General features: G+C 70.1%; 16 protein-coding genes, 1 rRNA gene and 1 pseudogene. 8 read left to right on the top strand and 10 right to left on the bottom strand.

Going from position 1 to position 18,599, the window contains the following annotated elements; genetic code table 11:
- Nucleotides 1-87: ribosomal RNA gene (locus tag ACIRB1_RS11590) — 16S ribosomal RNA — on the bottom strand; the annotation flags it as partial.
- 536 nt (nt 88-623) lie between these two features.
- Nucleotides 624-1,265, bottom strand: coding sequence for a DNA-3-methyladenine glycosylase (locus tag ACIRB1_RS11585; RefSeq protein ID WP_352184490.1), 642 nt, complete (start codon nt 1,263-1,265; stop codon nt 624-626).
- Nucleotides 1,266-1,403: 138 nt separating this feature from the next.
- Here ACIRB1_RS11585 and ACIRB1_RS11580 point away from each other — a divergent pair, with 138 nt between their 5' ends.
- The 3 genes from ACIRB1_RS11580 (at nt 1,404) to ACIRB1_RS11570 (ending at nt 3,418) form a co-directional block, all read left to right on the top strand.
- Nucleotides 1,404-2,186 carry a sporulation protein gene (locus ACIRB1_RS11580; RefSeq protein ID WP_352184491.1) on the top strand — a complete coding sequence of 261 codons (783 nt, stop codon included), beginning with the start codon at nt 1,404-1,406 and terminating at the stop codon, nt 2,184-2,186.
- A gap of 40 nt (nt 2,187-2,226) precedes the next feature.
- The gene (locus ACIRB1_RS11575; protein ID WP_352184492.1) at nt 2,227-2,766 is read left to right on the top strand and encodes a YbhB/YbcL family Raf kinase inhibitor-like protein; all 540 of its coding nucleotides are present in this window, start codon (nt 2,227-2,229) and stop codon (nt 2,764-2,766) included.
- Between the two features lie 145 nt (nt 2,767-2,911).
- The gene (locus ACIRB1_RS11570; RefSeq protein ID WP_352184493.1) at nt 2,912-3,418 is read left to right on the top strand and encodes an HNH endonuclease; all 507 of its coding nucleotides are present in this window, start codon (nt 2,912-2,914) and stop codon (nt 3,416-3,418) included.
- A gap of 85 nt (nt 3,419-3,503) precedes the next feature.
- Here the strand turns inward: ACIRB1_RS11570 and ACIRB1_RS11565 are convergent, their stop codons facing one another.
- The 3 genes from ACIRB1_RS11565 to ACIRB1_RS11555 all read right to left on the bottom strand — a co-directional run bounded on the left by ACIRB1_RS11565 (nt 3,504) and on the right by ACIRB1_RS11555 (nt 5,918).
- Nucleotides 3,504-4,463, bottom strand: coding sequence for an SPFH domain-containing protein (locus tag ACIRB1_RS11565; RefSeq protein WP_352184494.1), 960 nt, complete (start codon nt 4,461-4,463; stop codon nt 3,504-3,506).
- Between the two features lie 152 nt (nt 4,464-4,615).
- The gene (locus ACIRB1_RS11560) at nt 4,616-5,050 is read right to left on the bottom strand and encodes an NfeD family protein (protein ID WP_328832313.1); all 435 of its coding nucleotides are present in this window, start codon (nt 5,048-5,050) and stop codon (nt 4,616-4,618) included.
- A gap of 76 nt (nt 5,051-5,126) precedes the next feature.
- Entirely contained in the window at nt 5,127-5,918 is a 792-nt protein-coding gene (locus ACIRB1_RS11555) for an ABC transporter ATP-binding protein (protein WP_266767276.1), read from the bottom strand.
- 132 nt (nt 5,919-6,050) lie between these two features.
- Here ACIRB1_RS11555 and ACIRB1_RS11550 point away from each other — a divergent pair, with 132 nt between their 5' ends.
- Complete coding sequence (locus tag ACIRB1_RS11550) at nt 6,051-6,839, top strand: hypothetical protein (RefSeq protein WP_403465360.1); 789 nt, start codon at nt 6,051-6,053, stop codon at nt 6,837-6,839.
- 233 nt (nt 6,840-7,072) lie between these two features.
- Here the strand turns inward: ACIRB1_RS11550 and ACIRB1_RS11545 are convergent, their stop codons facing one another.
- The 4 genes from ACIRB1_RS11545 to ACIRB1_RS11530 form a co-directional block, all read right to left on the bottom strand.
- A complete protein-coding gene (locus ACIRB1_RS11545; protein ID WP_352184496.1) occupies nt 7,073-7,312 on the bottom strand; it encodes a chaplin family protein in 240 nt (79 codons plus the stop codon).
- A gap of 206 nt (nt 7,313-7,518) precedes the next feature.
- Nucleotides 7,519-7,758 (bottom strand): chaplin, encoded by a 240-nt coding sequence (locus ACIRB1_RS11540; protein ID WP_352184497.1) that lies wholly within the window; start codon nt 7,756-7,758, stop codon nt 7,519-7,521.
- 180 nt (nt 7,759-7,938) lie between these two features.
- Nucleotides 7,939-8,580, bottom strand: a complete 642-nt coding sequence (locus tag ACIRB1_RS11535; protein ID WP_403465359.1) for a response regulator — start codon at nt 8,578-8,580, stop codon at nt 7,939-7,941.
- Nucleotides 8,573-9,742 carry a GAF domain-containing sensor histidine kinase gene (locus ACIRB1_RS11530; RefSeq protein WP_403465358.1) on the bottom strand — a complete coding sequence of 390 codons (1,170 nt, stop codon included), beginning with the start codon at nt 9,740-9,742 and terminating at the stop codon, nt 8,573-8,575. The genes ACIRB1_RS11535 and ACIRB1_RS11530 overlap by 8 nt, the downstream gene beginning before the upstream one ends.
- A 185-nt stretch (nt 9,743-9,927) precedes the next feature.
- Here ACIRB1_RS11530 and ACIRB1_RS11525 point away from each other — a divergent pair, with 185 nt between their 5' ends.
- The 3 genes from ACIRB1_RS11525 (at nt 9,928) to ACIRB1_RS11515 (ending at nt 12,813) form a co-directional block, all read left to right on the top strand.
- Nucleotides 9,928-10,623 (top strand): SDR family NAD(P)-dependent oxidoreductase, encoded by a 696-nt coding sequence (locus ACIRB1_RS11525; RefSeq protein WP_403465357.1) that lies wholly within the window; start codon nt 9,928-9,930, stop codon nt 10,621-10,623.
- Nucleotides 10,620-11,741 (top strand): S-adenosylmethionine:tRNA ribosyltransferase-isomerase, encoded by a 1,122-nt coding sequence (locus tag ACIRB1_RS11520; RefSeq protein WP_403465356.1) that lies wholly within the window; start codon nt 10,620-10,622, stop codon nt 11,739-11,741. The genes ACIRB1_RS11525 and ACIRB1_RS11520 overlap by 4 nt, the downstream gene beginning before the upstream one ends.
- Before the next feature lie 298 nt (nt 11,742-12,039).
- Nucleotides 12,040-12,813 (top strand): transglycosylase SLT domain-containing protein, encoded by a 774-nt coding sequence (locus ACIRB1_RS11515; RefSeq protein WP_403465355.1) that lies wholly within the window; start codon nt 12,040-12,042, stop codon nt 12,811-12,813.
- Nucleotides 12,814-12,903: 90 nt separating this feature from the next.
- On the opposite strand, the gene ACIRB1_RS11510 is transcribed toward ACIRB1_RS11515, so the two are convergent.
- Nucleotides 12,904-15,429: an FHA domain-containing protein gene (locus ACIRB1_RS11510; protein WP_403465354.1), complete on the bottom strand. Its 2,526-nt coding sequence runs from the start codon at nt 15,427-15,429 to the stop codon at nt 12,904-12,906.
- Between the two features lie 240 nt (nt 15,430-15,669).
- Between ACIRB1_RS11510 and ACIRB1_RS11505 the strand changes: the two are divergent.
- Nucleotides 15,670-17,613, top strand: a pseudogene (locus ACIRB1_RS11505) (streptophobe family protein); the annotation flags it as partial.
- Nucleotides 17,614-18,599: the final 986 nt, after the last annotated feature.

Genomic DNA, 18,599 nt, shown 5'->3' with positions numbered 1-18,599 from the left:
CCCCACCGAAGTGGTTCATCGTTCGACTTGCATGTGTTAAGCACGCCGCCAGCGTTCGTCCTGAGCCAGGATCAAACTCTCCGTGAATGTGTACCGGTTATCCGGTGATACATCACGAGAGCGGAACAGCCAGGCGGAATAAGCCCGGCCGTTCACAGCGTCCTCGCTGTGTATTTTCTTCAAAGGAACCTCGTCCCAACCATCAGATGACAGTCGGAGACGGGGTATCAACATATCTGGCGTTGATTTTTGGCACGCTGTTGAGTTCTCAAGGAACGGACGCTTCCTTTGTACTCACCCTCTCGGGCTTTCCTCCGGGCTTTTCCCTTCGGTCTTGCGTTTCCGACTCTATCAGACCGTTTCCGGTGCCGATTCCCTGTCGGGGGGCTTTGCGAAAGGCTTTGGTCTTTCGTCCGTCGGCCTTTCGACATTCACTACGTTAGCCGATTCCCTCGGCAACTCATAATCGAGTTCCGCGAGTTCGAATTCAGGCATGCAGGCACGCCGAAATCGCCCTCAGCGAGGGAGAGTCGTAAGTAGTGGGTTGGCCGCTTCCGGCTGCAGGCGAACGCCGTACCCGGGTCAAGCGGCTCGGGCTACATTACGCACCCTGCCAAGACGCGTCAACTTGGCCGACGTCTCGGCGTATGTGCCCGATACGGGCTAACCGTAGGGTCGTTGGTGATCCAGAACCGCCACGGGTGGACCGCGCCCTCGCCGGACACTCCGGTGCGGGGGCCGCTGCTTACCTGATGGGAGGGCACGGGGGTACCGGCCAGCACCCTGATGGGTGTCTCGTCCGGGGTGCACGCGTCCGTGCCGTCCAGGGAGCGGTCGACGTCCAGGGCGGTGGCCAGGCGGGCGGGGCCTTTGGCCAGTTCTTTGTCGTTTCGGGCCGAGAGTCGACGTTTGCGGGCGAGTTCGGCGCCCTCCACGATCTCGCCGGCCCGGAGGAGGACCCCTCGCGCGGTGCCGTCGGGTCCGCACACCAGGTTCATGCAGTGCCACATGCCGTAGGTGAAGTAGACGTATACGTGCCCGGGCGGACCGAACATCACACCGTTGCGGGCTGTCGGGCCCTTGTACGCGTGGGACGCGGGGTCGTTGCCGCCGTCGTAGGCCTCGACCTCCGTAAGGCGCAGAAGGATCGGGCCGTCGGGGGTCGTACGGACGACGATGCGGCCGAGGAGGTCAGGGGCGACCTCCAGGACAGGGCGGTCGAAGAACTCCCTGGGGAGGGGCATACGGTCCGGGGGCGCGATCATGGCGTCCGAGCGTAGTCCAACCGCGCTTGTGCCAAAGGGTGGTCAAGGTTCGGTCCGCTTGCCAGGGTGTGGCGCGGAACCGGGCGGGGCCGGTTCGCGTTTGTAGGGATCAAGGGTCCACACGTAAAGGGAGAGTCAATGGCGTTCAAGAAGCTGCTCGCGAGCCTGGGGGCCGGCGGGGCTTCGGTGGAGACGGTGCTGACCGAGGTCAACGTCGTCCCGGGCGGGGTCGTCCAGGGCGAGGTGCGGATCCAGGGCGGGTCCGTCGCCCAGGAGATCCAGGGGCTCTCGGTCGGACTACAGGCCAAGGTCGAGGTCGAGAGCGGTGACCAGGAGTACAAGCAGGACATCGAGTTCACGAAGGTGCGGCTGGGCGGCGCCTTCGAGCTCCAGGCGGGGACCGCGCACACGGTGCCGTTCGGTCTTGAGATCCCCTGGGAGACGCCGGTCACGATGATCGACGGCCAGTCGCTGCGCGGGATGCACATCGGGGTGAGCACGGAGCTGGCGATCGCCCGTGCCGTGGACTCCAGTGACCTCGACCCGGTCAACGTGCATCCGCTGCCGGCGCAGAAGGCTCTCCTGGACGCCTTCATCCAGCTGGGCTTCCGGTTCAAGAGCGCGGACATGGAGCGCGGGCACATCCGGGGGACGCGGCAGAAGCTGCCGTTCTACCAGGAGATCGAGTTCCAGCCGCCGTCGCAGTACCGCGGGCTGAACCAGGTGGAGCTGAGCTTCGTCGCCGATGAGCACGCGATGGACGTCATCCTGGAGATGGACAAGAAGCCGGGCCTCTTCAGTGAGGGCAGTGACACCTTCCGGTCCTTCCAGGTGGGTCTGCACGACTTCCACGGGACGGACTGGGCGGCATACCTCAACCAGTGGCTGTCCGAGGTCGGCAGCAAGCGGAACTGGTTCTAGGCTCGGTATCCACTGAAGAAACCGATCAGGAGGTACCGAGGTGACCGAGCTCAAGCGGCGGCCGCTCCCCCATGACTTCCACCCGCCCGTGCCCTCGTTCACGGTGACGAGTGCGGACGTCGAGCCGGGGGCCACGCTCAAGGACGCTCAGGTCTACGCGGCCGGCAACACCTCGCCGCATCTGCGGTGGGAGGGCTTCCCGCCCGAGACCAAGAGTTTCGCAGTGACCTGCTACGACCCGGACGCCCCCACGGGCAGCGGGTTCTGGCACTGGACGGTGTTCGACATCCCGGCCTCGGTGACGGAGCTGCCCGAGGGTGCGGGCAGCGGCAAGTTCGAGGGGCTGCCGGAGGGCGCCGTACAGGTGCGGAACGACTACGGGTCGAAGGACTTCGGGGGTGCCGCGCCGCCGCCCGGGGACGGGTCGCACCGCTATGTGTTCACGGTGTACGCCGTGGACACGGAGAAGCTCGGTCCGGACTCGGACGTCTCGCCCGCGGTCGTCGGTTTCAACCTGCGGTTCCACACGCTGGCGCGCGCCCACCTCGTCGGTGAGTACGAGGTTCCCGCCGAAGACTGACGTTCATTGAACGTTTGCCCGCCTCTGGTCTTGGAATTGATCAGGGGCGGGCAGTTTTTATTGCGTTGTCCATCTCGGCGTGCCCGGCCAGAGTTGATCCAAGCCCGCCACGCGGTGGGCCGATTGCACATGGGAGGTGGGCTGGATGCGGGACACGCTGGTGCTGAACGCGAGCTTCGAGCCGCTGTCGACGGTGACGTTGAATCGAGCCGTCGTTCTGGTGCTGCAGGACAAGGCTGTTGTCGAGCAGGCCCACCCCGAACTGCGCATGCGCGGAGCCGAGGTCGACATACCGGCCCCCCGGGTGATCCGGTTGTGCAGGTATGTGCGGGTGCCGTTCCGAAGACAAGCTCCGTGGTCGAGGCGGGGTGTGCTGGTCAGGGACAGGCACCGGTGCGCGTACTGCGGCAGGCGGGCGACGACGGTCGACCATGTGGTACCGAGGGCGCAGGGCGGTCAGGACTCCTGGCTGAACACGGTGGCGTCGTGCGCGGAGGACAACCACCGCAAGGCGGCGCGGACTCCGGAGCAGGCGGGGATGCCGTTGCTGCGGCAGCCGTTCGAGCCGACGCCCGCGGACGCGATGCTGTTGGCGCTGGGGACCGAGGACTTCGACGCGCTGCCTGAGTGGCTGGTGCAGCCCGCCGCGTAGGGCACGTGAGCGGAACTGGGGCCCACCTCCCGCGGGAGGTGGGCCCCAGTGTCGTGGAACGGGTCAGTCGGTCCGAACCGGTCCGTCAGTCGATGGACGGCTTCTCCCGGCGTTCCGAATTGCCGCCGGAGTTGCCGGAGTTGCCTCCGTCGTTGCCCGAACCGCCGCCGAACGGGCCCATGTTGCCCATCGCTCCGGAGAGGCCCTTGAGGGCGTCGCCGATCTCGCTGGGGACGATCCAGAGCTTGTTGGCGTCGCCCTCGGCGATCTTCGGGAGCATCTGGAGGTACTGGTAGCTGAGGAGCTTCTGGTCGGCGTCTCCGGCGTGGATCGCCTCGAAGACCGTGCGGACCGCCTGGGCCTCACCCTCGGCGCGCAGGGCGGCGGCCTTGGCCTCACCCTCGGCGCGCAGGATCTGGGACTGCTTCTCACCTTCGGCGGTGAGGATGGCGGCCTGGCGCGTACCTTCCGCGGTGAGGATCGCGGCGCGCTTGTCTCGGTCGGCGCGCATCTGCTTCTCCATCGAGTCCTGGATGGAGGTGGGAGGCTCGATCGCCTTGAGCTCGACGCGGTTGACGCGGATGCCCCACTTGCCGGTGGCCTCGTCGAGGACTCCGCGCAGGGCCGCGTTGATCTCCTCGCGGGAGGTCAGGGTCCGCTCCAGGTCCATGCCGCCGATGATGTTGCGGAGCGTGGTGACCGTCAGCTGTTCGATCGCCTGGATGTAGCTGGCCACTTCGTAGGTCGCGGCCCGCGCGTCCGTCACCTGGTAGTAGATGACCGTGTCGATGTTGACCACCAGGTTGTCCTGGGTGATCACCGGCTGCGGCGGGAACGGTACGACCTGTTCGCGCAGGTCGATGCGGTTGCGGATGGTGTCGATGAACGGGACGACGATGTTGAGTCCCGCGTTGAGTGTCCGTGTGTAGCGGCCGAATCGCTCCACGATCGCGGCACTTGCCTGCGGGATGACCTGGATCGTCTTGATCAAAGCGATGAAGACCAACACCACCAGGATGATCAAGACGATGATGACCGGTTCCATCGTGCTCCCCGTACCCTTCTCCGCCTCGGCGCTTTCGGAAGATCTTATGGTTGTTGAAGATCTTGCTGGTCGAGTCTGACAGACCGTCGAGCAACTCGTGTGCCGTTCGGTTCAGTTGAGTCCCGTGAGGTCATCGCCCGCGTCCTGCGAGGTCAGATGACGATCGCGGTGGCTCCCTCGATCTCCACGACGTCCACCTCCTGGCCCGGTTCATAGGCACGGTCGGTGTCGAGTGCGCGGGCCGACCAGATCTCTCCGGCGAGCTTGATCCGGCCGCCGCCGGAGGCGTCGACGCGCTCCAGGACGACGGCCTGCTTGCCCTTCAACGCGTCCACTCCCGTGGCGAGTTGGGGGCGCTGGGAGCGGTGCCGGTTCGCGATGGGCCGTACGACCGCGATGAGCGCGACCGAGACGACGGCGAAGACGAGGACCTGGACGACGAGGTCACCGCCGATCCCGGCGGTCCCCGCGGCGGCCACGGCGCCGACGGCGAGCATGCCGAACTCCGGCATCGCGGTCACCACGAGGGGAATCCCGAGTGCCACCGCGCCGACGAGCCACCACACCCAACCGCCGATGTCGTTCACATGGTCAATGGTAGGGCTGCGGGTGCCGTCACGGACAGGGCGCATATGTCCCTGCACCCGCTTCTTACAAGGGAGTTCAGGCCATGGGGAGACCGTGTGCGGTCCAGCGGTCGCCGACCTGCTCGACGATGAGCGGCAGGCCGAAGCACAACGACAGGTTGCGGGCGGTGAGTTCGAGCTCCAGCGGGCCGGCGGCGAGGACCTTGCCCTGACGGATCATCAGGACGTGGGTGAAGCCGGGGGCGATCTCCTCGACGTGGTGCGTGACCATGATCATGGAGGGGGCGATCGGGTCGCGGGCGAGGCGGCCGAGACGGCGTACGAGGTCCTCGCGACCGCCGAGGTCGAGGCCGGCTGCGGGCTCGTCGAGGAGGAGCAGCTCGGGGTCGGTCATCAGGGCGCGGGCGATGAGGGTGCGCTTGCGCTCGCCCTCGGACAGGGTGCCGAAGCGGCGGTCGAGGTAGTCGCTCATGCCGAGGCGGTCGAGGAAGGCGCGGGCGCGCTGCTCGTCGATGTCCTCGTAGTCCTCGTTCCACCCGGCGGTCATGCCGTAGGCGGCGGTCAGGACGGTCTGGAGGACGGTCTGGCGCTTGGGGAGCTTCTCGGCCATGGCGATGCCGGCGACGCCGATGCGGGGGCGCAGTTCGAAGACGTCGACCTTGCCGAGGGTCTCGCCGAGGATGGTGGCGGTGCCGCTGCTGGGGAACAGGTAGCTGGACGCGACGTTCAGGAGCGTGGTCTTGCCGGCGCCGTTCGGGCCGAGGATGACCCAGCGCTCGCCCTCCTTGACCGACCAGGAGACCTGGTCCACCAGAGCCCGGCCCTCCCGGACCACGGTTACGTCCTCCAGCTCCAGAACATCGCTCATGAGCGCGCTGTCTCCCATTGCATCGTCGGCCTGTCTCGGCTGTCGCGTGCGCCGGTAGGCGCAGCCCTCGAAGAAATCTACGCCACCGGCCGGGCGGTCCATTCCATCGGTCCTGTCCTTAGGGTGGACGCCATGCTTTCGGAACCACGCTCAGGGCGCCTCGCCGCCTGGGGAAATGCCCTGTTGGCCGGACTTGTCTCGCCGGACGACGCCGTGCTCGCCATCGTCGGCGAGGACGCCGTGCACCGGGTCGAAGGGCTGCCGGGCGAGTCGGCGCCCGTCGGCCTCACGCTCGCGCTGGGGCGGCTGCGCGCGCTCGGGGTGACGGGACTGCGCGTCGCGCTGCCCACCTCGGGACACCCGCTGGGGCTGAGCGGCCCGCCCGCGTTCAACGCGCGGGCCCTCGACGCGGAGGAGGCGGTGGTCTGCTACGGCGCCGCGCTGGGCCTCGTACCCGAGGTCTACGAGGCCGGTCCCGCCGGTGATGTCCATGTCGAGGTCGTGTGGCACTGCCTGCCGGTGCGGGAGGCGCCGCCGGCCGATGTGCCGTCGCTCGGGGAGGCGGAGCGGGAGCTGGCGGAGGCGCTGCGGGATGCCACGGAGGTGTTGTCGCGGCTCGATGTCGCCGGGTCGGGGCCGGTGGCGGAGGCGGCGGTCGACGCGTACCGGGCGCGGGCGGAGCGGGGGCGGGAGGTGTTGGCGCCGGGGTATCCGCCGCGGGCGGTGCGGGTCCTTGAGCTGGCTCAGCGGGTGGGGTTGCTGGTGTCCGTGGCGTATGAGAGCGGGCCCGGGGGTGCGGTGAGCGCGTCCGAGATGGGGGCTCGGGCCGAGGCGTTGCGGCCGGTGGAGAGGACGGCTCGGCGGGCGCAGGTCGCGGCGTACAACTCCGTTGTGGAGGAGCGGGAGAAGGGGGTGCGGTGAAGGTTCCGTTGCGCTGGTTGCCCGGTGTCGGGTGGGCGTCTTCTGGGGGCTGCGCCCCCAGGCCCCCGCTTCGGCCCTGAAGGGGCCTCGTCCTCAAACGCCGGACGGGCTGGATATGCGCGGCCTGCACTGAAAGGTGCCGGACGGGCTGAGTATTCGCTGATGTTGTGGGCCTGTGCAGAAGGGCCCCGCGAGTCGTCGTTGACTCGCGGGGCCCTTTCAGTGCTGTGGTGTCAGCCGTTGATGCCCTTGTTGCCGAAGGCGGGGTTCAGCAGGCCGATGACGTTGATGCTGTCGCCGACGACGTTGACCGGGACGTGGACCGGGACCTGGACGAGGTTGCCCGAACCGACACCCGGGGACTTCACGGCCGCGCCGTCGGCACCGGCGTCGGCGAAAGCGGCACCGGCGGAGGCGCCGGCGGCGATACCGGCGACGGTGAGGGCCACAGCGGCCTTCTTGGCGATGTTCATGAGAAGCGTTCCTCCTGCGATTGCGTGACCGACCCGGCCGCGGGTCGTGCGCTGATCAACGCGGGGGAAAGCGAAAACGGCACGCGGATGCGCGGGTGAATGCCCGTTCGGATCATTGGCGCGACAAGCAGACCAGGTGACGAGCGGACCGGCCGCCCAGGGAGTGCCCTGGACGGCCGGAGGTCACTGTCGCGTGGCGACGTGCGTCAGCGGTTGACGCCGAGGTCACCGAAGGCGGGGTTCAGAACGCCGATGACGTTCACGCTGTTGCCGACCGCGTTCACCGGGATGTGCACCGGGACCTGGACGACGTTGCCCGAGCCGACGCCGGGCGAACCGGCGGCCTGGCCGTCGGCCACACCGTTGGCGGAGGCCAGTCCGGCACCGGCGGCGACAAGCCCGCCGGCCACCATCGTCACGGCCGCTGCCTTCTTCAGGTTCTTCACTTCTGAGCCCTCCTAGCGATGACCGCGGCAGGCGCCGCGGCACGCACTGGAGAACGGCGGAGATCCACGAAGGATGCGCCATTCGGGGGACATTCCCACGACGGTATGAATCTCAGCCCGGAAGGGGACGCTCCGTGTTGCCGGCGCACCTCTTCCGCCTCGCCGGAGCGCCCTGTGCGGTCACCGCGTCAGACCGTGGCGTACGGCGAACAGGGCGGCCTGGGTGCGGTCCGCCAGGTCGAGCTTCATGAGGATGTTCGAGACGTGGGTCTTGACCGTCTTCTCGGAGAGCACCAGGGCGCGGGCTATCTCGCGGTTGGAGCGGCCGTCGGCGATCAGGCCGAGCACCTCGCGCTCCCGCTCGGTGAGCGAACCGCCTCTCCCCTGGCCCGAGTTGGACTCCTCCTGGGACAACAGGACGCCGGCGACCTCGGGCTGGAGCAGGATGTGGCCCGCGTGCACGGAGCGGATGGCGCCGGCCAGGGCGTCCGGGTCCACGTCCTTGTAGACGTACCCGGCGGCGCCCGCGCGCAGGGCCGGGATCACCGTGCGCTGTTCGGTGAAGCTGGTGACGATCAGCACGCGCGCGGGGAGGTCGAGTTCGCGGAGTCTGCGCAGGGCGTCGATGCCGTCCATGCCCGGCATCTTGACGTCCATGAGGACGACGTCGGGCTTCAGCTCCTCGGTGCGGGCGACTCCTGCGGCGCCGTCGGCCGCCTCGCCGACGACCTCGATGTCGTCCTGCACCTCCAGGAAGGTGCGCAGGCCCCGGCGGACGACCTGGTGGTCGTCGACGATGAGGACCTTGATCGGTTCAGCCACCGGGGACCTCCATCTCGATCGTGGTGCCCTTTCCGGGCGCCGATTCCACGGTCAGCGTGCCACCGACGCCGTTGGTGCGGTCCCGCATGGAGACCAGGCCGAGGTGGCGTCCGGCGCGGCGGATCGACTGGGGTTCGAAGCCGCTGCCGTCGTCGGTGATCCGGAGGACCGCGCCGTGGCCGTGCCGTGCCAGGGTCACGGCGACGTGCTCCGCGCCGGAGTGGCGCAGCGCGTTGTGCAGTGCCTCCTGGGCGACGCGGAGCATGGCCTCTTCCTGGGCGGCGGGCAGGGCGCGGAAGCCTCGGCCGGTGAAGGTGACGCGCGCGGTGTGGGCGCGGTCGAGGACCTGGATCTGGGTGCGCAGGGTGGCGATCAGACCGTCCTCGTCCAGGGCGGCGGGGCGCAACTCGACGACTGCGGCGCGGAGTTCGTCGGCGGCCTCGGCTGCGAGCGCGGCCACCTGCTGGAGTTCGCCCTTGGCGCGGGAGGGGTCGCGGTCGACCAGGGTGGCGGCGGCCTGTGCGGTGAGGCGGAGGGAGAACAGCTTCTGGGACACCGCGTCGTGCAACTCGTGGGCCAGGCGGGAGCGTTCCTCCGCGATGGTCAGCTCGCGGCTGCGCTCGTAGAGGCGGGCGTTGGTGAGGGCGATGGCCGCGTGCTGGGCGAGGATGGAGAGCAGCTCCTCGTCCTCCTCGGTGAAGCCGCAGCTGCCGTCCTTCTCGGGGCTCGGGGGGTGTCCCCCCACAGGGCGCAGCTTGTTCGCGAGGAACAGGGCGCCGATGACCTCGTCGTCGTCGCGGATGGGCAGGCCCAGGAAGTCGGACATGTCGGGGTGGGCCGAGGGCCAGCCCTCGAAGCGGGGGTCCTTGCGGACGTCGGCCAGGCGCTCGGCCTTCGCCTCGTGCAGCATCGCGGCGAGGATGCCGTGCTGGCGCGGGAGCGGGCCGATGGCCTTCCACTGGGCGTCACTGACGCCGTCGACCACGAACTGGGCGAAGCCGCCGTGGTCGTCGGGGACGCCGAGGGCGGCGTACTGCGCGTCGAGCAGCTCGCGGGCCGAGGCGACGATCGTCTTGAGGACGTCGCGCACCTCCAGGTGCCTGCTCATGGCCAGCAGCGCGGAACTCACCGCCGCGAGGCCGGACCGTGGACCTTGACTCATGTCCTCACGGTACCGGCGGGGTGTGACAGTGCGGATCGGCCTGGTGACGCCCGTCTTCTGGTCCGGTGGGCCTAGGCCGAAGGGCCCCTGTGGATGCGGCCCGGGGCCGACGCGGCGGGGGTTGTCCCGTTCCTACGTTGGGAGCACGCCGATGGCGGCGTAGTGGACGAGGGGACGTGTGTGTCATGTCGGTAGCGATCATCACGGGGGCGTCCAAGGGACTGGGGCGGGCTCTCGCCGAGGCCCTGGCGGCACGCGGCTGGGATCTGGTGCTTGACGCCAGGACCGAGGGGGTGCTGGCGCAGGCCGCGGAGGCGGTCGCCGCGTACGGCACGCGCGTGGAGGCCGTCCCCGGGGATGTCACGGACGCCGCGCACCGGGCCGATCTGGTGGCCGCGGCGGGGAAGCTGGGCGGCGTCGACCTCCTGGTGAGCAACGCGAGCGCGCTGGGCGCCGAGCCGCTCGTCCGGCTGGAGGAGCTGACCCTGGAGGGGCTGCGGCGGGCGCTGGAGGTGAACGTGGTGGCCGCGCTGGGGCTGGTCCAGGAGGCGCTGCCGCTGCTGCGGGTCTCGGGGGCGGGCGCGGTGATCGCGGTCAGCTCGGACGCGGCGGCCGAGGCGTACGAGACGTGGGGCGGCTACGGGGCGTCCAAGGCGGCCCTGGACCATCTCGCGGCCGTGCTCGCCGCCGAGGAGCCCGGGCTGCGGGTGTGGGCGGTCGACCCCGGGGACATGGGCACGGACCTGTACGCGGCGGCCGTACCGGACGACGGTGATCCGCGGCCGGAGCCCTCGGCCGTGGTGCCGGGCTTCCTGCGGTTGCTGGACGAGCGTCCGGTGAGCGGTCGCTATGGCGCGCCGGCCCTGCTGGAGGAGCGATGACCGTGGCCATGGGGGTCCCCCCGTTCGAGCGCAGCCGAGAAGGGTGGAGGGTCCCGGAGGAGCTGTCCGCGCGTGTGCCGGCCGAGCAGCGCGGGCCCGGGCTGGACCGGGACGCCGTACGACTGCTCGTGTCGCGGGGTACCGAGGTGTCGCATCACGTGTTCGCGGAGTTGCCGCGGCTGCTGCGGGCCGGGGATCTGCTGGTCGTGAACACGTCGCCGACGCTCGCCGCCGCGGTGGACGGGTGGATCGGGCACACGCGCGTGGTGGTGCATTTCTCGACGCGCGGCGATGACGGGCGGTGGGCGGTCGAGCTGCGGGAGCCGGACGGGAAGGGCACCACGCGCGCGCGTGCGGGGGGCCCGGAGGGGACGGAGGTGCGGCTGCCCGGGGGTGCGCGGCTGGTCCTGGAGGAGCCGCAGAGCGGGCGGGGCGAGCGGTTGTGGTGGGCGGGGGTGTCCGGTCCGGAGGTGCCCGCGCTGCTGCGGCAGCACGGGCGGCCCATCCGTTACTCCTACACGGAGCGGGATCAGCCGCTCGCCGTCTATCAGACGGTGTTCTCGTTGCCGGCCGAGGACGGGACCGGCAGTGCGGAGATGCCGAGCGCGGCTCGGCCGTTCACCGCGCGGCTGGTGGCGGAGGCGGTGAGTCGGGGGGTGCAGTTCGCGCCGATCACGCTGCACACCGGGGTGGCGTCGGCGGAGGCACACGAGCCGCCGTATCCGGAGCGGTACGCGGTGCCGGAGGCGTCGGCCCGGTTGATCAACGCGGTCAAGGCCGGGGACGGGCGGGTGATCGCGGTCGGGACGACGGCTGTACGGGCCGTGGAGTCGGCCGCCGGGGACGACGGGGTCGTACGCGCGCGTGCGGGCTGGACGGATCTCGTCGTGACCCCGGAGCGGGGGGTACGGGTGGTGGACGGGCTGCTGACGGGGCTGCACGAGCCGGAGGCGTCGCATCTGCTGATGCTGGAGGCGGTCGCGGGGCAGGCCGCCGTGGGCCGGAGTTATGAGGAGGCCTTGCGCGGGCTCTACCTGTGGCACGAGTTCGGGGACGTGCACCTCATCCTTCCGGAGGAGGACCCTCACGCGGCGCGTTGCTCTCGCAACTGCGAGTGAGGCCGAGGAGTGGGCGATGTGAGCCCGCACATAGGGCGCAGATCACGTACTAACGGACATAGGAGATAAGGGCGCACCGCTTGAGCGGGGCAGACGGTCCCGTCTGTCCCGTTTTGCCCTTCCCTGCTCCACTACCCGGGATCGTACGTCACACCTTTGCCACAGGTTTTTGCGGCCGCTAAGAATTGCAGCCGTCGCTCAGCGCCGCGGATCTCGTCCGCGGCGTTTGTGCCGGAAGCACCCGCGTCCCCGCCGGACCGTGAGCGACCTCCGTGCAATTCGAAGAGGTCCATCCGCCATGCCCAAGAACCTGAACACTCCTGGTCATAGTCGCCTGACCAAGCTGACCAAGCAGCACAAGATCGCGCTCGCCGGTGTCGCCACGCTCGGCGCCGCAGCCCTCGCGTTCTCCGCGGTGCCCAGCGACGCGGGGACCACCACGAGCGACGCCGCCCCCACGGCGAAGATCGCGTACAGCTCGGAGCCCATCAAGGGCGTCAAGGCCAGCGTCACCGACCAGCTCGCCGGCGCCAGCCTGAAGACCGAGGCGATCCAGGCGAAGGCCGACGCCAAGGCGAAGGCCGCGAAGGCCAAGGCGGACGCGGCGAAGGCCAAGGCGGACGCCGCCGCGAGGAAGAAGGCCGCCGAAGCCGCCGCCAAGAAGAAGGCGGAGGCCGCGCGCAGGGCCAAGAAGGCCGCGAGCCGCTCCACCGAGCGCGTCAGGATCCAGCCCGTCGCCGCGAAGACCTACGCCAACAACCTCAACGGCTGGATCGACCAGGCGCTGGCCATCATGAAGCAGAAGGGCATCCCAGGGTCGTACAACGGCCTGTACAAGAACATCATGCGGGAGTCCTCGGGCAACCCCAGCGCGATCAACGGCTGGGACGTCAACGCGGTCAACGGCACCCCGTCGATCGGCCTGCTCCAGGTGATCCAGCCGACGTTCAACGCGTACCACGTCTCCGGTACCTCGACGAACATCTACGACCCGGTCGCCAACATCACCGCGGCCGCCAACTACGCGGCCGACCGGTACGGCTCGATCGACAACGTCAACAGCGCGTACTGAGACCTCCGGCGGACCTCTGGGTCTCGGTATCGACGCCGAAGGGCGGCACCCCCACCAGGGGCGCCGCCCTTCGGCGTCGGCGCGGAAGAACTACTTGCGCATGACCTCGGGCTCGTGGCGGCGCAGGAAGCGGGCCACGAAGAAGCCGCAGATCACGCCGAGGACGATCAGGGCGGCCATGTCCATGCCCCAGGCGCCGACGGTGTGCTCCCACAGCGGGTCGGTGCTGTCGCCCGGCTTGGGCGGGCTGATCTTGTTGAAGTCGAGCGTGGCGCCCGCGGCGCCGACCGCCCAGCGCGAGGGCATCAGATACGAGAACTGGTTGACGCCGATCGAGCCGTTCAGCGTGAACAGGCAGCCGGTGAACACGACCTGGATGATCGCGAACATGACCAGCAGCGGCATGGTCTTCTCGGCCGTCTTCACCAGCGAGGAGATGATCAGGCCGAACATCATCGCGGTGAAGCCCAGACCCATGATCGGGATGCAGAGTTCGAACATGGTCTGGCTGCCGAGGACCAGGCCCTGCTTGGGGATCTCCCGGCTGGCGAAGCCGATGACGCCGACCATCAGGCCCTGGAGCGCGGTGATCACACCGAGCACGAACACCTTGGACATCAGATACGCGGAGCGGGACAGGCCGGTGGCGCGCTCCCGTTCGTAGATGACCCGTTCCTTGATCAGCTCACGGACGGAGTTGGCCGCGCCCGCGAAACAGGCGCCGACCGCGAGGATCAGCAGCACCGTGGTGGCCGTGCCGTTCGGGGTGATGGTGCCGTTCGCCCGGGCCGGGTTGGGCAGCAGGCTGTTGCCCGAGTCGATGAGCAGGCTCACCGCGCCCAGCACGCCCGGCAGGATCACCATCAGGGCCAGGAAGCCCTTGTCGGAGGCGATCACCGCGACGTAACGGCGCACCAGGGTGACGAACTGCGACATCCAGCCCTGCGGCTTCGGCGGCTTCATCGCCTGCATCGGCGGCATCTGTACGGACTGCGGTGCGATCGCGTCGATGTCCGCGGCGTACATCTGGTAGTGCTGCGAGCCCTTCCAGCGGCCGGCCCAGTCGTAGTCGCGGTAGTTCTCGAAGGCGGAGAAGACGTCGGCCCAGGTGTCGTAGCCGAAGAAGTTCAGTGCCTCCTCGGGCGGGCCGAAGTAGGCGACGGAGCCGCCCGGAGCCATCACCAGCAACTTGTCGCAGATCGCCAGTTCGGCCACGGAGTGGGTGACGACGAGGACCGTGCGGCCGTCGTCGGCGAGGCCGCGCAGCAGCTGCATGACATCGCGGTCCATGCCCGGGTCGAGGCCCGAGGTGGGCTCGTCCAGGAAGATCAGCGAGGGCTTGGTGAGGAGCTCCAAGGCCACCGAGACGCGCTTGCGCTGGCCGCCCGAGAGGGAGGTGATCTTCTTCTCTTTGTGGATGTCGAGCTTCAGCTCGCGCAGCACCTCGTCGATGCGGGCCTCGCGCTCGGTGCCGGTGGTGTCGGCGGGGAAGCGCAGCTTGGCCGCGTACTTGAGGGCCTTCTTGACGGTCAGTTCCTTGTGCAGGATGTCGTCCTGCGGGACCAGACCGATGCGCTGGCGCAGCTCGGCGAACTGCTTGTAGAGGTTGCGGTTGTCGTAGAGGACGTCGCCCTGGTTGGCGGGCCGGTAGCCGGTGAGCGCCTTGAGCAGGGTCGACTTGCCGGAACCCGACGGGCCGATGACCGCGATCAGCGACTTCTCCGGTACGCCGAAGGAGACGTCCTTGAGGATCTGCTTGCCGCCGTCGACCGTCACCGTCAAGTGCCGTGCGGAGAAGGAGACTTCACCGGTGTCGACGAACTCTTCCAGCCGGTCCCCGACCAGCCGGAACGTGGAGTGGCCGACGCCGACGATGTCGTTGGGGCCGAGCAGCGCGGAGCCGCCCTTGGTGATCGGCTGGCCGTTGACGTACGTGCCGTTGTGCGAGCCCAGGTCGCGGATCTCGAAGCGGCCGTCGGGCGTCGCGTGGAACTCGGCGTGGTGGCGCGAGACTTGAAGGTCCGAGACCACCAACTCGTTCTCCAGCGCACGGCCGATCCGCATCACGCGGCCCAGCGAGAACTGGTGGAACGTGGTCGGGCTGCGGTCGCCGTAGACCGACGGCGCCCCCGCGCCGGCGCCGGATCCCTGCTGCGGCGGAATGTTCGCGGCGGCCGCCGGCGCCTGATAACGCTGCTGCTCAGGCGTCTGCGCCGGAGCCTGCTGCGGCGGGGCCTGCTGCGCCCAGCCGGGGCCCGCGCCCTGTGCGGCGTACGGCTGCTGCTGCGGCTGCGCCTGCGCCTGCGGGGTCGCGACGGCCGCCGCGGCGCCGGACAGGTTCAGACGCGGGCCGTCGGTCGCGTTGCCCAGGTACACGGACGTGCCGGGGCCGATCTCCATCTGATGGATGCGCCGGCCCTGCACGAACGTGCCGTTGGTGCTGCCGTGGTCGTCGATGACCCAACTCCGGCCGCCCCAGCTGATCGTGGCGTGCCGCCAGGAGACCCTGGCGTCGTCGACCACGACGTCCCCCTGCGGATCACGTCCGAGGGTGTAGGACCTGGAGGCGTCGAGCGTCCAGGTCCGTCCATTCAATTCCAGTACGAGTTCCGGCACTCCATGCCCCACTGAGTAGTCCCCCGAGTTACCCCCATCACAGGGAGTCTAGGGATGGCGAACATCGTCGGGAACTATTTCAGGCTGCACCCCCTGACCGAAAGTCGGGCCTTGTGAAGACCACGTCGGTACGCCTTCGCCGGTTCCGTTGACGGGGTGGAAACCGACCCGGAGAGTGGTAATCCACGCGAGGGGGACATGTGCGGTGTCCGCACCGCACCGCGGATCGGGGGGTCTGCCATGAACTCAGCGACGAGTGCCGGGACGACGCACTACGACACGAGGGTGCCCTGGGCCGACGTCCTGCTCTCCGCGATCGCGGCGGTGAGCTGGGCCCTGATAGGCATGGCGGGCACGGCAGCGCTCGGCCTGCATTTGCTGGGCGCCGACGCGACGGGCTCCCTCGGCCCGATGACCGCGGCCGTGGTGGCCCTCGGCGCGGGCGGCTCGGTCACCCCGACCGGCGACGTGTCGGCTTTCGGCCTCACCGGCGCCCAGGCGAACACCGCCGTCACGATCACACCGTTGGGCGTGAGCCTGGTGGGCGCCCTCCTGCTGTCGTACTTCTTCCTACGGTCCTTGCGGGCGGCCGGAGTTGTGATCGCACCGGCCGAACTCCTCGCGCGCGCGAGCTCGGTGATCGCGCTCTTCGTGGCGATGCTGGGCGGACTGGCGTGGGCGGGCCACGACGTCATCACGATCGACGGAAGCAAGCTGGGCCTGGACAAGCTGACGGGCGGGGGCGGCGGGGGCGGGGTGAACATCCCCGGCATCGGTGACATCGGCGGCCTTCTCCCGGGCAAGCTCGGCGACCTGGTCAAGGCGAAGGCGGCGGTCGGCTTCACGGTGGACACGGCACCGACGCTGCTGGGCGGTCTGGCCTGGTCGGCCGGCATCCTCCTGATCGCCCTGCTGGCCTCGCGCCGCACGCCCCTGCCGCGCGGCTGGGAGGCCGTCCACCGTGTCGTACGCCCGGCCGCGTCCGCCCTTGTCACGGTGCTGCTGGTCGCGGTGGCGGCGGGGCTCGCGGCGGCGGCGTACGCGGCGATCGGCGACGACCACCCGAAACGCATCGCGGGCGCGGCGCTCCTCGGCGCCCCCAACGGCGTCTGGCTCGGCATCCCCCTCGGCCTCTTCGTCCCCTGGGACGGCGAGGCGACGGGCGAACTCTCGAAACTCCTCCCCCACCCCTTGGACCAACTCCTCAGCGCGAAGTCGAACCAGCCGGTGACGATGGGCCGGCTGGCCGAACTGGACGGGCGGGTCTGGTTGTTGGCGGTCGCGACGGCACTGATGATGCTGCTCGCGGGGGTGCTGGCCGCTGCGCGGACGCCCTTGGGGACGAGGGGTGTCGGGGGGCCAGGGGGCGCGAGTGGTGCAGGGGCGGGGGCTCGGGGTGATGCCGGTGGTCGGCAGGGGGCGCTTGGGTTCGCCGGGCGGTGTGCCGTGCGGCTGGGGATTGTCACCGCACTGACGTTGCCGTTGCTGGCGTGGCTCACGGATGTTTCGGTCGACGCGTCGCTTTCGGTGCTGGGGTTCGACGCGTTCGGCGCGGGGATCGAGTTGCACGGGCACTTGGGCATGGCGTTGGTGCTGGGTGCGGTGTGGGGTGCGGGGGCGGGGGGTGTCGGGGGGCTGCTCGCGTATGCGACCGGGGCGGCGGGCCGCCAGGCTTCGCGCCTGGCACGGGGTGACTTGGGGACGTGGGGAGCGGGGTCGGGGACCGGGGCGGAGGAAGGGATCGGGGCTGGGGCTGGGGCTGGGGTGGGGTCTGGCTCAGGGGCGGAATCAGGGGCTGGTGGCTGGGGTCCGGGGTATCCCGAGCGGTCGCAGCCTGTGGCGGGTGCGGGGCGTGGAGGGGGTGCGGGGCACCCGAGGGGGTCTGGGTCCGCAGAGGGGCCAGGGTCGGCGGAGGGGTCGGGAACTGCTGGGGACCCAGGGCCTTACGTGCCGAGCGCGCCGTACCGGGCGCCCAATCCCGCGACCAATCCGTATCTCCAAGTGCCTGATGAGCTACGGCAACCGGAGGACCGCAGGCCGTCCGGTGGTGGGTGGCCTGGCGAGAAGCAGTCGGGGCACGGGGGCGGGGCGGGTCCCCGGGAGTCCGGGGCGAGGGGTGCGGGGGCGGGCGGTGAGTGGGCTGGCGGGGTTGGGACTGGTGCTGGTGGTGCGGGGGTCGGTGGTCCGGGGCCTGGTGGGGTCGGGGCCGGTGGTTCGGGGCCTGGTGGGAGCGGGCAAGGTGGTCCGGGGCCTGGTGGTGGAGGACCCGGTGGGGTCGGGGCCGGTGGTCCAGTGCCCGGTGGGGTCGGGCCCGGTGGAGTGCCTGGCGGAGGCGGCCCTGGGGGTCGGGATCGGTTCCGTGGGAGGGGTCGGCCGACCGGTGCCGGATCGCCCACGGAAGTCGTGTGGCCGCCGAGTGCGGGGTCACCGCAGGACGAGGGTCGGCCGCCCGGCGAACGTGCGCGGGACGGTGGTGCCGGACATCCTCCGGGCGACGCAGGACCGAGAGGCGGGCCTGGGTCCCGCGGACCGGCGTGGCCAAGGGATGCGGGTTCACCGCAGGAGGGCGCGTGGCCGCCGGACGAACGGTCACCGCAGCAAGGCGGTCGGGCACCCCGGGGAGGGCCACCGGCTGCCGGTCACCCTCAACCGTCGGGCGGCGCAGGGCAGTTCGGAGCTGGTGGGGCACCCGGAGCGGTAGGGCCCGGTGAGGTCGGGCCGTACGCCGGAAGTGCGCGGCCGCCCGGGGTCGTACCGCCCGACGACGGCACCCGGCGCTACGACGACCCGCAGCCACCCGATGTCCCGCCGCCGCCCGTCGACATGTACGGCGCTCCGACCATGGCCCAGTCCTACGAGCCACCGGATCGGTCGCGTCGGCGTCGGCCGGGGGCACGTTCGCGGGACTGGCCGGGGGACGACCCGGACGACGGGCAGCAACCTCCGCCTCCACCTCCCCCGCCGACCACACCACCACCACCGCCGCCCCCTCCGGGGAGGCCTAAGGGGCGCCGGTGATCTGCCTTGGTGCCGGGTGAGGCGTGGGTGACGTCGGTCGGGGGCGGGGCGATGCATCTCCGTGGCCCGGCGAGCCGGCTGATGCAGGGCCCAGCGGTCCGACGCCCTCCGGCATCGCGCCCCGCGCCCCGCGCCTCACGGGCTGGCGGCTC

This window comes from Streptomyces sp. NPDC096013, assembly GCF_044763565.1.
GTDB lineage: Bacteria > Actinomycetota > Actinomycetes > Streptomycetales > Streptomycetaceae > Streptomyces.
Note: the sequence above shows the minus strand (reverse complement) of the source record. Positions and strands in the feature narration are given on the sequence as shown.